The sequence below is a fragment of the Chitiniphilus eburneus genome, assembly GCF_005048205.1.
Classification (GTDB): Bacteria; Pseudomonadota; Gammaproteobacteria; order Burkholderiales; family Chitinibacteraceae; genus Chitiniphilus; species Chitiniphilus eburneus.
Genome location: NZ_SUMF01000003.1, coordinates 23,084 through 36,048, shown reverse-complemented (window position 1 = coordinate 36,048; position 12,965 = coordinate 23,084). Strand labels below are relative to the sequence as shown.

The 12,965-nt window shown below is 63.6% G+C and carries 13 protein-coding genes; all 13 read right to left on the bottom strand.

Annotated features, from left to right (window positions below):
* Window positions 1-6: 6 nt before the first annotated feature.
* Window positions 7-2,292, bottom strand: a complete 2,286-nt coding sequence (bamA, locus tag FAZ21_RS05095; protein WP_136772204.1) for an outer membrane protein assembly factor BamA — start codon at window positions 2,290-2,292, stop codon at window positions 7-9.
* Window positions 2,293-2,314: 22 nt separating this feature from the next.
* Window positions 2,315-3,652, bottom strand: coding sequence for an RIP metalloprotease RseP (rseP, locus tag FAZ21_RS05090; protein WP_169307258.1), 1,338 nt, complete (start codon window positions 3,650-3,652; stop codon window positions 2,315-2,317).
* Entirely contained in the window at window positions 3,646-4,860 is a 1,215-nt protein-coding gene (ispC, locus tag FAZ21_RS05085) for a 1-deoxy-D-xylulose-5-phosphate reductoisomerase (RefSeq protein WP_136772202.1), read from the bottom strand. Before ispC ends, rseP begins: the two co-directional genes overlap by 7 nt.
* A 112-nt stretch (window positions 4,861-4,972) precedes the next feature.
* Window positions 4,973-5,755 carry a phosphatidate cytidylyltransferase gene (locus tag FAZ21_RS05080; protein ID WP_246038492.1) on the bottom strand — a complete coding sequence of 261 codons (783 nt, stop codon included), beginning with the start codon at window positions 5,753-5,755 and terminating at the stop codon, window positions 4,973-4,975.
* An 11-nt stretch (window positions 5,756-5,766) separates the two neighbouring features.
* The gene (gene uppS, locus FAZ21_RS05075) at window positions 5,767-6,522 is read right to left on the bottom strand and encodes a polyprenyl diphosphate synthase (RefSeq protein ID WP_373279526.1); all 756 of its coding nucleotides are present in this window, start codon (window positions 6,520-6,522) and stop codon (window positions 5,767-5,769) included.
* Window positions 6,523-6,541: 19 nt separating this feature from the next.
* A complete protein-coding gene (gene frr / locus FAZ21_RS05070; protein WP_136772199.1) occupies window positions 6,542-7,099 on the bottom strand; it encodes a ribosome recycling factor in 558 nt (185 codons plus the stop codon).
* A gap of 107 nt (window positions 7,100-7,206) precedes the next feature.
* Complete coding sequence (gene pyrH / locus FAZ21_RS05065; protein WP_018747511.1) at window positions 7,207-7,926, bottom strand: UMP kinase; 720 nt, start codon at window positions 7,924-7,926, stop codon at window positions 7,207-7,209.
* Window positions 7,927-8,034: 108 nt separating this feature from the next.
* Window positions 8,035-8,913, bottom strand: coding sequence for a translation elongation factor Ts (gene tsf, locus FAZ21_RS05060; protein ID WP_136772198.1), 879 nt, complete (start codon window positions 8,911-8,913; stop codon window positions 8,035-8,037).
* Between the two features lie 84 nt (window positions 8,914-8,997).
* Window positions 8,998-9,717: a 30S ribosomal protein S2 gene (gene rpsB / locus FAZ21_RS05055; protein WP_136772197.1), complete on the bottom strand. Its 720-nt coding sequence runs from the start codon at window positions 9,715-9,717 to the stop codon at window positions 8,998-9,000.
* A 139-nt stretch (window positions 9,718-9,856) separates the two neighbouring features.
* Entirely contained in the window at window positions 9,857-10,651 is a 795-nt protein-coding gene (locus FAZ21_RS05050) for a hypothetical protein (protein ID WP_136772196.1), read from the bottom strand.
* Window positions 10,652-10,664: 13 nt separating this feature from the next.
* Window positions 10,665-11,633 (bottom strand): MlaD family protein, encoded by a 969-nt coding sequence (locus FAZ21_RS05045; RefSeq protein ID WP_169307257.1) that lies wholly within the window; start codon window positions 11,631-11,633, stop codon window positions 10,665-10,667.
* Window positions 11,614-12,219 carry a hypothetical protein gene (locus FAZ21_RS05040; RefSeq protein ID WP_136772194.1) on the bottom strand — a complete coding sequence of 202 codons (606 nt, stop codon included), beginning with the start codon at window positions 12,217-12,219 and terminating at the stop codon, window positions 11,614-11,616. Before FAZ21_RS05040 ends, FAZ21_RS05045 begins: the two co-directional genes overlap by 20 nt.
* The gene (locus FAZ21_RS05035) at window positions 12,216-12,908 is read right to left on the bottom strand and encodes an MlaE family ABC transporter permease (protein WP_136772193.1); all 693 of its coding nucleotides are present in this window, start codon (window positions 12,906-12,908) and stop codon (window positions 12,216-12,218) included. Before FAZ21_RS05035 ends, FAZ21_RS05040 begins: the two co-directional genes overlap by 4 nt.
* Between the last annotated feature and the right edge of the window lie 57 nt (window positions 12,909-12,965).

Here is a 12,965-nt window from a genome sequence, read left to right as displayed (position 1 = left end):
TCAAACTTAGAAAACGTTGCCCAACTGGAACTGGAAGGATTCGGTCTTATCCTCGTCCTTGGCATTGAACGGCTTGGCGTAGGAAAGCTTGATCGGCCCGATCGGCGAAATCCAGGTAAACGCCACGCCGGCCGAATACCGCAGATCGTCGGTGCTTGGATCGGTATCTTCATCCCACACGCCGCCCAGGTCGGTAAACAGGCTCAGGCGGGTGGACTTGTCATCCTTCATGCCAGGGATGGGGAACAGCAATTCGATATTGTTCACCAGTTTCTTGGTGCCGCCCATGCCGTCGCCATTTTCGTCCTTGGGACCGACCGTGCCGTATTCGTAACCGCGAATCGACGAAACGCCGCCGGCATAGTAATTCTTGTAGAACGGGAACTCGCTATCGCCGATCTTTCCGCCCCAGCCGATATCGACGTTCCACATCAGGCTGGTGGTATCGTAAATCGGAATGAACAACTGGTTGGAAATATTGGTTTTGTAGTAGTCGAGATCGGAGCCCGGAATCGTTACCTCGGCCCCCAGGCTGGTCAGCATGCCGCGCGTGGGGTAGGACGCGCTGTCCCGGGTGTCGCGCGACCAGTTGACCGACGCGGTATACGTCATGTTGGTGTCGCCATTGCGACTGATGAAATCGAGCACTCGCTTCGGCGAGTCGCCGGTGGTCTGTAGCTTGAGGTTTTCCAGAGCCAGGCCGACATTGACGCGATTGGTTTCCGATGTGGGGAAACCGAAGCGCACGCTGCCGCCATAGGCGGAAGTGGAGTAATCGCCGATGTCCATCTCGCCCGGATCGGTGTCGCGGCGATACAGGTTATAACCGACCGAAATCCCATCAGGCGTCAAATAGGGCTCGAGCAGCGAGAACGAATAGACCTTGTTGGCGCTGGAGTTGTTGAATTCAGCGGTAAACCGCTTGCCCGAACCCAGGAAGTTGTTCTGCGACAGCGACAGGACGAACACCACGCCTTCCGACTGGCCGTAGCCGGCACCGATATTGAACTGACCGGTCTTTTTCTCGACGACGTTGACGTTCATGTCCACTTCGTCCGGCGCATCAGGAACCGGGGCCGTGTCGATGTTCACTTCGCTGAAGTAATCGAGCTGGTTCAGCCGCTGCTTGGAGCGCTTGACCTTGGAGCCGTCGTATTGGGCCGATTCCAGTTGGCGCAATTCGCGCCGGATCACTTCGTCACGGGTCAGGTTGTTGCCGGCGACATTGATGCGGCGGACATAGACCTTGCGGCCCGGATCGACGTAAACCGTGAACGAGACAGTGTGCTTTTCCTTGTCCAGCTGGGGGACGGCATTGACGTTGGCGAACGCGTAGCCCTCGTCAGCCAGGCGGTCCGTGATGGCCGCGGTGGATTTGTTCAGCTTTTGCCGCGAGAACACATCGCCGCCCTTCACTTCCAGCAGCTTCTGCAACTCATCGGCGCCGACGATGCTATCGCCCACCAGCTTGATGTCGCTGACGGTATAGCGCTCGCCTTCCGTGATGTTCAGCGTGAGGTAGACCGACTCGCGATCTTCCGAAATGGCGACCTGGGTGGAGTCGATGGCCATTTCCAGATAGCCGCGATCCAGATAATAGGAGCGCAGCGCTTCCTGGTCGGCCTGCAATTTCGGCTTGGAGTATTGATCGGTACGGGTGTACCAGGTCATCCAGTTCGGGGTGGTCAGCGCCATCTCGTCGATCAGGTCGCCTTCCTTGAATACCTTGGCGCCCACGATGTTGATGCGCTGGATGCGGGCGACCTCGCCTTCGGAGATGTCGAACTGTACGCCCATCCGGTTGCGTTCCAGCTTGGTGAGCTGGGTCTTGATGATGACCGAATAGCGACCACGGGAGAAATACTGCTGCTTGAGTTCGTTGACCGCCGCATCGAGCACGCCCTGCTCGAAGATCCGCCCTTCGGCGAAGTTCTGCGAGCGCAGCGCCTGACGAATCTGGTCCTTCTCCAGCAGCTTGGAGCCATTGATGTTGATCTGCGCGATGGTCGGCCGCTCTTCGACGGTGATGATCAGCACATCGCCATCGCGTTCGACGCGTACGTCGTCGAAAAAGCCGGTGGAAAACAGCGCCTTGATCGACTCGGTGGCGCGGGCATCGTCGAAACGCTCCCCGACCTTCACCGGCAGATAATTGAAGACGGTACCCAGGTCGGTTCGCTGCAACCCTTCCACCTTGATATCGCGTACGGTGAACGGATCAATGGCCCAAACGGAAGGAAGCGTCGAGCCGAGGATGGCCGCGAGCAGCAGATGAAGCGGTTTTAGTTTCATTGTGCGCAGGTCGGGAGGGCAATCAGCCAGGTAGGAACCGATTGAAATCGTTGAAGAGTGCCAGGGCCATCAGCCCCAGCAACAGCGCCAGACCGATGCGCTGCCCGATCGCCTCAAGGCGGGCCGGGACCGGGCGGCCGGTCAGCAACTCGGCGGTATGATACATCAAATGCCCGCCATCCAGCAGCGGGATGGGTAGCAGGTTCAGGACAGCCAGGCTCAAGCTGATCAGGGCCAGATAGTCGATATAGACACCGATCCCTGCCCTGGCGCTTTCGCCGGCATAAACCGCGATGGTCACCGGACCGCTGACCTGGTCCAGCGGTGCCGCGCCGACCAGCATGCGACCGAACATGACCAGCGTGATGCGCGCGTAGGTCCAGGCCTTGGTCAGCCCCAGTTGCACCGCCTCGACCGGACCGTATTGCAGCCGGATGCGCTGCGCATCCCACTTCGCCTGGTCGAGCGCGGGCACCAGCCCCAGGCGCCCTACCTCGCGGCCATCCACATTGGCACGGTCCGGCGTGGCGGCGAAGATCACCGCCTTGCCGTCACGCTGGACGGTAATCTGGACCGACTGCCCCGCCCGGCGGGCGATCTCCGCCTGAAATGCCGGCCACGAAGCAAGCCGGGCGCCATCCAGCGCCAGCACCGTATCACCCGCGCGCAAACCGGCGCGCTCTGCCGCACTGCCCGGCGTAACCTGGGAAATACGGGTGGACAGCGGCGCGGCCAGGATGCCCAGGCTACCCGGCAATTGCGGGCTGATCTGGCTGGTGGCCACCGGCGGCAGCGAGACACTGCGCTCGCCTTGCCCGGGGCTGCGGACCGTGACCTGCAGGGGTTCATCGCTCCCCGCCTCGTCGATCAACGCAATGAAAAACTGATCCCATGTCGTGATCCGCTGCGTGCCGACCTGCAGGATTTCGTCGCCAGAGCGAATGCCCGCGCGCGCGGCGGGCGAATCGGCAACGATCTGCCCCGCAACGGCCCGCATCGCATCGAACCCCCAGGTATTCAGCCCCGCGTAGAGGCCGCAGGCCAGGATCAGATTGGCCAGCGGCCCGGCCAGCACCACGGCGATCTTCTTTCCCGGATGTTGTTGATTGAAGGTGCGAGGCAGCTCAAAAGGCGCTACCGGCGCTTCGCGCTCGTCGAGCATCTTGACGTAGCCACCCAGTGGCAGCATCGCCAGTTGCCAGGTCGTCTCCCCGCGCTGCCAGGTCAGCAGCGGTTTGCCGAAGCCGATGGAAAACGTCAGCACCTTGATGCCGCAACGCTTGGCCACCCAGTAGTGGCCGTATTCGTGCACGGTGACCAGCAGGCCCAGGGTGACGACAAAAGCCAGCAGGGTCAGCATGGGCGCTCCTGCCGGGATAGCCATGCCGTGGCCGCTTCCCGGGCCACGGCGTCCGCATGCAACAGGGCATCCAGGTCATCCGCGGGCAGGCCGCCCACCTGGGCCAGCACTGCTTCGCCGAGGGCGGCGATGCCGGGAAACGACAGCCGGTTGTCCAGAAAGGCCGCCACCGCGACTTCGTTTGCCGCGTTGAGCACCGCGGTGGCCGCGCCGCCTGCCGCCAGCGCTTCGAACGCCAGCCTCAGGCAAGGAAAACGCGCCAGATCGGGCGCTTCGAAATCCAGCCGCCCCACACTGAAGAGATCGAGTGATTTGACGCCCGGGTCGATGCGCTCCGGATAAGCCATGCCGTAGGCAATCGGCGTGCGCATGTCCGGCGACCCCATCTGGGCCAGTACCGATCCGTCCGCGTACTCCACCATCGAATGCACGATGCTCTGCGGGTGAACCAGCACCGAGATTTCCTCCGGCTGGGCATTGAACAGCCAGCGAGCCTCGATGACCTCCAGCCCCTTGTTCATCATGCTGGCCGAATCGACCGAAATCTTGCGCCCCATCGACCAATTGGGATGCTTGACCGCCTCCTCCGGCGTGATCCGGGCGAAAGTCTCGATGGCGCGGGTACGGAACGGGCCACCCGAGGCGGTGAGCAGGATGCGCCGGACACCGGATTCACGCAGCCCCTGGGCGTAGGGGTGCTCGCGATGCGCACGCGGCAATACCTGAAAGATGGCGTTGTGCTCGCTGTCGATGGGCAACAGCTCGGCGCCACTGGCCTTGACCTCATCCATGAACAGGCGGCCCGCCAGCACCAGGGTTTCCTTGTTGGCCAGCAGCACACGCTTGCCTGCCCGCGCCGCCGCCAGCGTGGGCTTCATCCCGGCGGCGCCGACGATGGCGGCCATAACGGTACAGACTTCAGGGGCAATGGACACCTGTTCCAGCGCGGCTTCGCCGCACAATACCTCGGTATCGCTGCCCGCGGCACGAAGCCGCGCGGCGAGCTGTTCCGCCGAGCGTTCGTCCAGTACCACGGCATAGCGGGGTCGAAAGGTCTGCGCCTGTTCGAACAGACGGTCGAGCTGGGTGGCGCCGGTCAGGGCGTGGATGCGATAGCGCTCGGGATAACGGGCAACCACATCGAGCGTACTGACCCCGATGCTGCCGGTGGAGCCCAGGACAGTCAGGGTACGGAGAGCTGCGGACATCGGTATTCCAGAATTAATGCCTGATCAGAATCTGCTGCAAGCTTGAATCATCGAACCCAAGGCAACGTCGTTGCGCCAGTATCCATCTTTCCGGCCAGCCTGGCACGGTTGCTCAACGCGAAAGCCAGTACAGCAATGGCAAGGCCAGCGGCATCAACGCGACCAGGCTGTCGATGCGATCCAGCACGCCGCCGTGCCCCGGCAACAGATTGCTGGAATCCTTCAGCCCGGCCTGCCGCTTGAACAGCGACTCCAGCAGGTCACCCGCGATGGAGATCGCCATCAGCAGCAGCGCCGCCAGCATGCACTTCCACCACGGCAACGTGCAGACAACGGCAATGACCACGGCGTAGATCGACACCGCCACCGCGGCCCCCGCCACGCCTTCCCAGGTCTTGCCCGGGCTGATGGCGGGCGCCAGCTTGTGGCGGCCAAATGCCTTGCCGGAAAAATACGCGGCGGTATCGGCGATCCAGGCGATCGCCAGCACGCCCAGCACGCCCCAGGGGCCGGCGGCCCCGCGCAGCGCGATCAGGCTCAGCCCCGCGCCCAGCAACAGCAGAAACCCGATGGGCAACCCCTTGGCCAGCGTTGCCGCCAACGGCCAGCGCCAGCGCAACCAGGCTGGCGCGGCGGCAAGCCAGAAGAAGATCGCCGCCAGCACCACCGGCCACCACGGCTGCTCGAACACGGGCAGCGGTCCTGGCGCCAGCAAGGCCACCCCGGCCGCCACCAGCACCGGCAAGACCCAGGCGATTGCGCCGCGCAATCCGCACAGGCGTGACCATTCCCAGGCCGCCCCGCCGCAGACCACGGCGGCAAACGCAATCCAGCCCACATGGGGCAACAGGAACAAGGCAGCAAGAACCAACGGCAACAGGACCAGGGCGGTCAAGACACGGGTTTTCAGCATCCGCTGGTGGCCTGCAATTGTTCGCTGGTCCGCCCGAAGCGCCGCTCGCGCCCCTGGTACCACGCGATGGCGTCGTTGAAAGCGCCCAGGCCGAAATCGGGCCAGAGCAGATCGGTGAAGTAAAGTTCGGTGTAGGCAAGTTGCCACAGCAGGAAATTGCTGATGCGCTGCTCGCCGCCGGTGCGGATGAACAGATCCGGCTCCGGCGCGTAGTTCATCGCCAGGAAAGGCGCGATATCGTCCTCGGTCAGCGCCGCGCGCGCCGGTTGCTCGGCGAGGCAACGGTTCACCGCGTTCAGGACATCCCAGCGGCCGCCATAGTCGGCGGCAATCGACAGGGTCAGCCCGGTGTTGTCGGCCGTGCGCGCTTCGGCGGCCTCGATCAGGCCGACCAGCTCCGCCGAAAACTTGTCGCGGCTACCGACGATCTTGAGACGGATGCCACGCTCGTGCATGCGCTCGATCTCGGTATTGAGCACCCGCAGGAACAACCCCATCAGGAACGAAACCTCGTCGGCCGGACGACGCCAGTTTTCGCTGCTGAAGGCGAATACCGTCAGGTATTCGACCCCCAGCGTATCGCATGCCTTCACCGTCTCGCGCAGCGCATCCACGCCACGTTTGTGCCCGAAGACGCGCGGCATCATGCGTTGCTTGGCCCAGCGGCCATTGCCATCCATGATGATCGCCACGTGCCGGGGAACGCAGGGCGTATCGTCCGGCACGTCGCGGGTGGAACTGCGGAAAATTGCCACGGACTGCTCCGGCTCAGACGGTCATCAGTTCTTTTTCTTTTTCGGCAAGCAGCTTGTCGACTTCGGCGATGTACTTGTCGGTGAGCTTCTGGACATCGTCCTGGCCGCGGTGCTCGTCGTCCTCGGAGATTTCCTTGTCCTTGACCAGCTTCTTCAACTGGTCGTTGGCGTCGCGGCGCACATTGCGGACCGCCACACGGGCATCTTCCGCCTCGCCCCGAACCACTTTGGTCAGGTCCTTGCGGCGTTCCTCGGTCAGCATCGGCATCGGCACGCGGATCACGTCGCCGTTGGTGGCCGGGTTCAGGCCCAGGTCGGAATCGCGGATCGCCTTTTCCACCTTGGAAACCATGGGCTTTTCCCACGGTTGCACGCCGATGGTGCGAGCGTCGATCAGGTTGATGGCGGCCACCTGGTTCACCGGAGTGGGGTTGCCGTAGTAGTCGACCATGATGTGGTCGAGCAGGCCGGTATGCGCACGGCCGGTGCGAACCTTGGCCAGGTCGGTCTTCAGTGCCTCGACCGTCTTTTGCATCTTGGCTTCGGTGTTCTTTTTGATGTCGGCGATCATGAAGCTAATCCTTTCGCTGCGAAAACAAACAGGCGGAGCAAGCCGCCTGTCGGGGCACCCAAGGGTAGATGCCTTGGAATTCTCTGGCGCCGCCCGGCGCCGTGAACTCAGCAGTGTACCAGCGTGCCTTCGTCTTCCCCAAGCACGACCCGCTTCAGCGCACCCTGCTTGAAGATGCTGAACACGCTGATGTTCATCTTCTGGTCGCGACACAGCGCAAAGGCCGTGGCATCCATCACCTTCAGATTGCGGCCGATGGCCTCGTCGAACGTGACGGTCTGGTAGCGCACCGCATCCGGGTTCTTCTTGGGGTCGTCGGTATACACGCCGTCCACCTTGGTTGCCTTGAGCACGATGTCCGCACCCACTTCCATGCCGCGCAGCGCGGCGGCGGTATCGGTGGTGAAGAACGGGTTGCCGGTGCCGGCACCGAAGATCACCACCTTGTTTTCTTCCAGGTAGCGGATGGCCTTGCCACGGATATAGGGTTCGGCCACCTGCTGGATGGTCAGCGCGCTCTGTACCCGGCTGACGATGCCGGCATGGCGCATCGCATCCTGCAACGCCAGCGCATTCATCACCGTGGCCAGCATGCCCATGTAGTCGGCCGTGGCACGGTCCATGCCCGCGGCAGCCGGCGCCACGCCGCGAAAGATATTGCCACCGCCGATCACCACGGCCACCTGCACCCCGAGGTCCACAACGTCCTTCACTTCGCCAACGATACGTTCGATGGTGGCGCGATTGATGCCGTAGCTGTCCTCGCCCATCAGGGCTTCGCCGGAGAGTTTCAGAAGGATGCGTTTGTACTTGGGTGTCTGGCTCATGCGGGTTTCCTTTGCGATGCGGGCGACATATGGGGCAGGCGTGGAAACGCCGCGCGTTGCCGCGCGGCGTTTATACGGGTACGACTGGTAAAACCTGATGCCGGAAGCTTAGACCTTGGCGGCCGCGGCCACTTCAGCAGCATAGTCCACCACTTTCTTCTCGATGCCTTCACCGACCACGAAGAGGGTGAATGCGTTCACTTTGGCGGAATTATTTTTCAGCAGTTGCTCGATGGTGACCTTGTCGTCCTTGACGAACGGCTGACCCAGCAGGGTGACGTCCTTCAGGAACTTCTGCACGGTACCGTCGGCGATCTTTTCCAGCATGGCTTCCGGCTTGCCGGCTTCCTTCGCGCGCTCGATGGCAACGCGACGCTCGGTTTCGATCAGCTCGGCCGACACGCCGCTGGCGTCCAGCGACTTGGGCTTGGAGGCGGCGATATGCATCGCGATATCCTTGCCCAGTTGTTCCTCGCCACCTTCGAAGTCGACCAGCACGCCGATCTTGGAGCCGTGCAGGTAGGCAGCCAGTTGGCCGGCGGTGCTGTAGCGCACGAAACGACGCAGCGTGATGTTCTCGCCCAGCTTGGCGATGATAGCCTTGCGCACTTCCTCGACGGTTTCGCCCGAAGCGGTCTTGGCAGCGGCCAGCGCTTCCACGTCGGCGGCGTCGGACTTGGCGGCGGCTTCGGCGGCAGCGCGGGCAAAGCCCAGGAAGCCTTCGTCCTTGGCAACGAAGTCGGTTTCACAGTTCACTTCGAGCAGCGCGCCCAGCTTCTTGTCGGCGCTGATGAAAGTGACCACGGTGCCTTCGGCGGCAGTGCGGCCGGCCAGCTTGGAAGCCTTGTTGCCGGATTTGATCCGCAGCACTTCCTCGGCCTTCTTGATGTCGCCTTCGGCCTCGACCAGCGCCTTCTTGCATTCCATCATGCCCATGCCGGTCATTTCACGCAGCTCGGCAACCATCTTTGCGGTAATTTCCGCCATGACGTTCTCCTGAATTCGTTGTGTTCACTGTTACGAAAAAGGGGCTGTATAGGCCCCTTTTCGCTGAATGCTATGGCTTGAGGATTACGCCTCGGCTGCAGCGGCCGCTTCGACGATTTCCTGAACAGCCTGGTTACGGCCTTCGAGCACGGCGTCAGCCACGGCGCGCGCGTACAGACGGATGGCGCGGCTGGAGTCGTCGTTACCCGGGATCACGTAGTCGATGCCTTGCGGGTCGTTGTTGGTATCGACCACGCCGATCAGCGGGATACCCAGCTTCTTGGCTTCGACGACGGTACCGTGCTGGTAGCCGGTGTCGATGATGAAGATCGCGTCCGGCAGACCCTTCATGTCCTTGATGCCGCCCAGCGAGCGCTCGAGCTTCTCGACTTCGCGCTGGATGGTCAGCAGTTCCTTCTTGCCGTAGCCGCTGTTTTCGTCGGCCAGGATGGCCTGTTGTTCTTCCAGGCGCTTGATCGATTGCTTGACCGTCTTGAAGTTGGTCAGCATGCCGCCGAGCCAGCGATGGTCGACGAACGGGCTGCCGGCGCGTTGCGCTTCTTCAGCCAGGATTTCGCGGGCCTGGCGCTTGGTGCCGACGAACAGGATGGTGCCCTTGTTGGCCGACAGGCGACGCACGTACTTCAGCGCGTCTTCCAGCATCGGCAGGGTCTTTTCGAGGTTGATGATGTGAATCTTGTTGCGCGCACCGAAGATGTACTGACCCATCTTCGGATGCCAGTAACGGGTCTGGTGGCCGAAGTGAACACCGGCCTCGAGCATTTCACGCATGCTGATCGACATGGAATAAAAACTCCGATAAGGGTTATGGCCTACCGTCCGCGCGACACCTGGGCTACGCCCTGGCACCCTTAATGGCGGACCGGGAAGATTTCCGCAAAACGCGGAAGCGCAAGATTATAGCCCCCGATTGCGCAGCGCATCAAGGCGCCTTGCACGCGGCAACGCGAACCGCCGCGCACAGGCTGGCGAAACGCGCCTCGGCCTCCGCCCGCAATGCGGCGTCGTCCAGCGCGCGCGCCACCTTGATCAGCAGCGCGAAATCGTCGCCGAGAAAAGTCGAATTGCCCTGCTCCTTGTCGAGAGCAATGGCTTGCAGCAGGACATCGCGTGCCGTCGGAGCGTCGTTCGCCAGCAACCTTGCCTCGGCGATCAGCCTGGCCGCATGCGCGCGCTCGACCGCGGGCGCGCCCGGCATGCCATCCAGCACGCCACGCGCCAGCGCCTCGGCTTGCGCGGGCGCCGTCGGCAGCGCCAGCCGCGCCGCCAGGTTGTCCAGTTGCGGCGCCAGCGCGCACGGGGCCGCGCATAGCGTGCGGGCCTGTTGCAGACGTTCGGCGGCCCCCGTCGCATCGTCGCGCGCCGCAAGCAGCGCGAGCTGATAGGCCGCCCTAGCGCGCAGCGGCTGCGGAAACAATATCTGTTCCGGCAGCCCCAGCAGCACGTTGCGCGCGGCGGCGGCTTCGCCCTGCCGGTCGAAAGCCTGGGCCAGGCCCAGCCTGGCCTCGCCCTGCCCGGCCCAGTCGTCGATGCTACGGTAAGCATCGAAGGCATCCTGCCACGACATCGCCGCATCCCGATAACGCTCGCCCGCAAAGGCCTTGTTGCCGGCACGCATTGCCGACTCGGCCGTTTGCAGGCGCACCGGCTTTTCCACCTTGGGCTCGCTGGCGCAGGCCACCAGGCCAATGGCCAGCACCGCCATCCAGTGCTTCATCCTGATCAATTGTCTACTCCCGGCTCGGGGCGACGGGGGCCGTGGCTTCCGGCGCCGTCATCCACAGCTTGAGCGGCCAGGAACGGCTGGCGCCGTCGAGCGCATCCCGCCCGCCACTGACCAGATCGTCGGCATTGCGCACCAGCGATGGCAGCCGCGGGGCGGCTTCGTCCAGCGCGCGGCGCACCGTTCCAGCCGCCGCGTTGGCCTCGCTGGCGGCGCCCTGCGCCTGTGCCAGCGTGCCGTCGAGTTTATCCATCACGCTCGGCAGGCGGACCTCCAGCTCTCCAGCGATCCGTTCGGCACGCGCCATCGTGGCTTCGGTGCGTGCCATCACCTGCGGCACCTGCTCGCCGGTGACGCGATCCAGGTTCTGCAACAGTTTGTCCACGGCGGCACGGGTGGCATGCAACTCCTCGGTCAGCTTGCGCACATTGGCCACCGTGCCGCGCAGATCGCCCTGCGGATCGTTCAGGTAATCCAGCGTGCCCTGGACGGAATCGATGATGGGAATGGCGCGCTGGCGCAGATCGAGCGCGATTTCCGACAGCCCCAGCGACGGCGCGAAGGTCAGCGTGGCGCCGTCGTCCACCGGCTTGGCGTTCGGGCTGCCGCCGGCGATTTCGATGAAGTTGTCGCCCAGCAGCCCTTCCTGCTGCAGCAAGGCAGTGGAGTCGGGCTTGATCCACTTCATGTAGCGTTCTTCCACCAGCAGCTCGACATCCACCTTGGCCTGATCGTTCAGCGCCACGCTGTCGACCACGCCGATCTTGAAGCCGGACAGCCGGATCTGCATGCCCGCCACCATGCCGGCACCGTTTTCGGCGACGAAATGCAGGCGGCTCTTGGGAACGAAATAGCCCTGCTTCAGGCCCAGCAGGCCGATGACGATCAAGACCAACATCACCGCGCTGCCGACGAAGGCGCCCACGCGCCAGCTCAGCCATTGGAAACGCGGATCGCTATCCCTGAGTAGCTTCATGGGTGCCCGATACGATGAGTTGCGAAGCATCCACCACTTCCAGCCGCTGGAAGCCGGTGGACGGCGGCGGGTAGGCGGCGACGACAAAAATGACCGCCTGCGCCGCGAGGCGATCGAACAGCGCGCGGCAGGCCAGGCCCCGACCGTAGGCCAGGAAGGTATACCAGTCACCGTCGATGATCAGACAGAACGGCCTGGTCAGCGCGGCGCGCAGCAGCGCCAGTTCCTGCCGATACTCGCGCCCCAGTGCGGAGGGCAGGCTCTGGCAGATGCCCACCGCGCCGTCCGGCTCGATGCCCACCTCCGCGAACAGCGCCAGCAGGCTGTCTTCCAGTGCCGGCAAGGGCTCGGCGTGATGGTACCACGCGGGCAGGATGAGGTTTTCCCAGACCCGGAGGTTGTTCACCAGCCCGCCGGTGCCGTCCAGGCTGGCAACGTGCCCGGGCCAGATCGCCAGCGCGGCGCGCGCCAGCGTATCCAGCCAGTTATCGCGCCGGATTTCGTCGTGCTCGACCAGCCAGTAATGCTCGCCCAGCCGGACTTCGAGCGGCGGATCGAGCGCCAGCGTGAACGAGGTATCGCTCATGACATCACCGCCCAGATCAGGTCCAGCAGGAACACCAGCACCAGCCCGCGCACCACTGCGCGCGACGATGCCTTGGGAATCTCGGTGACGTAAGCCTTGGCGCGCAGCCCCACCACGCATGCCAGGGTAGAGGCGGCAAAGCCGAACAAGGCCGATTTGCCCAGACAGATGCCGACCATCGCCGGCGTAACGATCCGGTCCATCTGGAACAATTGATAGGTGGCGTCCACGCCCGACACGAAGAACGCGCCGCCCAGTTGCGCCGACAACGCCAGCAAAAAACCCAGCAGCGTGGCGGCCAGCGTCATCCCCAACACGCGCGGCAGCACCAGGTAACCGACGGGATCGATACCGTAGCGCATCAGGCTGCGCAGCTCGCCGTGCACCCGCATGCTGGCCAGTTCGCTGGCCACGGCCGACGACGACCGGGCGATCAGCACCAGCCCCACCATCAGCGGCGTCAGCTCGCGGAAACTCAATGCCGCCAGCAGGCGCATCGCGGCCTCCCGACTTTGCCCGTATTGATCGTGCAACTGGCTGACCACGATGCCGCCCAGGGCAAAGCCGATCAGCAGCATGATCCACGCGGCCTCGTTGCCGGTGAAGTAGATCTGCTTGAGCAGCACGCGCCGCACCGGCGGGCGGCGCAACTCGAACAGAGAGGAGATGACAGGCAGAAGGAAGCGCATGGGGAATCGGCAAGGTAACCGGCCGACTATAGCAAAGCACGCTTATAATCGTCGCGA

Coding starts and splice junctions, on each gene's coding strand:
- bamA (WP_136772204.1), bottom strand. CDS start 2,292: ATGAAACTAAAACCGCTTCATCTGCTGCTCGCGGCCATCCTCGGCTCG.
- rseP (WP_169307258.1), bottom strand. CDS start 3,652: ATGCTGACCCTGCTGGCTTTTGTCGTCACCCTGGGCCTGCTGGTCACC.
- ispC (WP_136772202.1), bottom strand. CDS start 4,860: ATGTCCGCAGCTCTCCGTACCCTGACTGTCCTGGGCTCCACCGGCAGC.
- frr (WP_136772199.1), bottom strand. CDS start 7,099: ATGATCGCCGACATCAAAAAGAACACCGAAGCCAAGATGCAAAAGACG.
- pyrH (WP_018747511.1), bottom strand. CDS start 7,926: ATGAGCCAGACACCCAAGTACAAACGCATCCTTCTGAAACTCTCCGGC.
- tsf (WP_136772198.1), bottom strand. CDS start 8,913: ATGGCGGAAATTACCGCAAAGATGGTTGCCGAGCTGCGTGAAATGACC.
- rpsB (WP_136772197.1), bottom strand. CDS start 9,717: ATGTCGATCAGCATGCGTGAAATGCTCGAGGCCGGTGTTCACTTCGGC.
- FAZ21_RS05050 (WP_136772196.1), bottom strand. CDS start 10,651: ATGAAGCACTGGATGGCGGTGCTGGCCATTGGCCTGGTGGCCTGCGCC.
- FAZ21_RS05045 (WP_169307257.1), bottom strand. CDS start 11,633: ATGAAGCTACTCAGGGATAGCGATCCGCGTTTCCAATGGCTGAGCTGG.
- FAZ21_RS05040 (WP_136772194.1), bottom strand. CDS start 12,219: ATGAGCGATACCTCGTTCACGCTGGCGCTCGATCCGCCGCTCGAAGTC.
- FAZ21_RS05035 (WP_136772193.1), bottom strand. CDS start 12,908: ATGCGCTTCCTTCTGCCTGTCATCTCCTCTCTGTTCGAGTTGCGCCGC.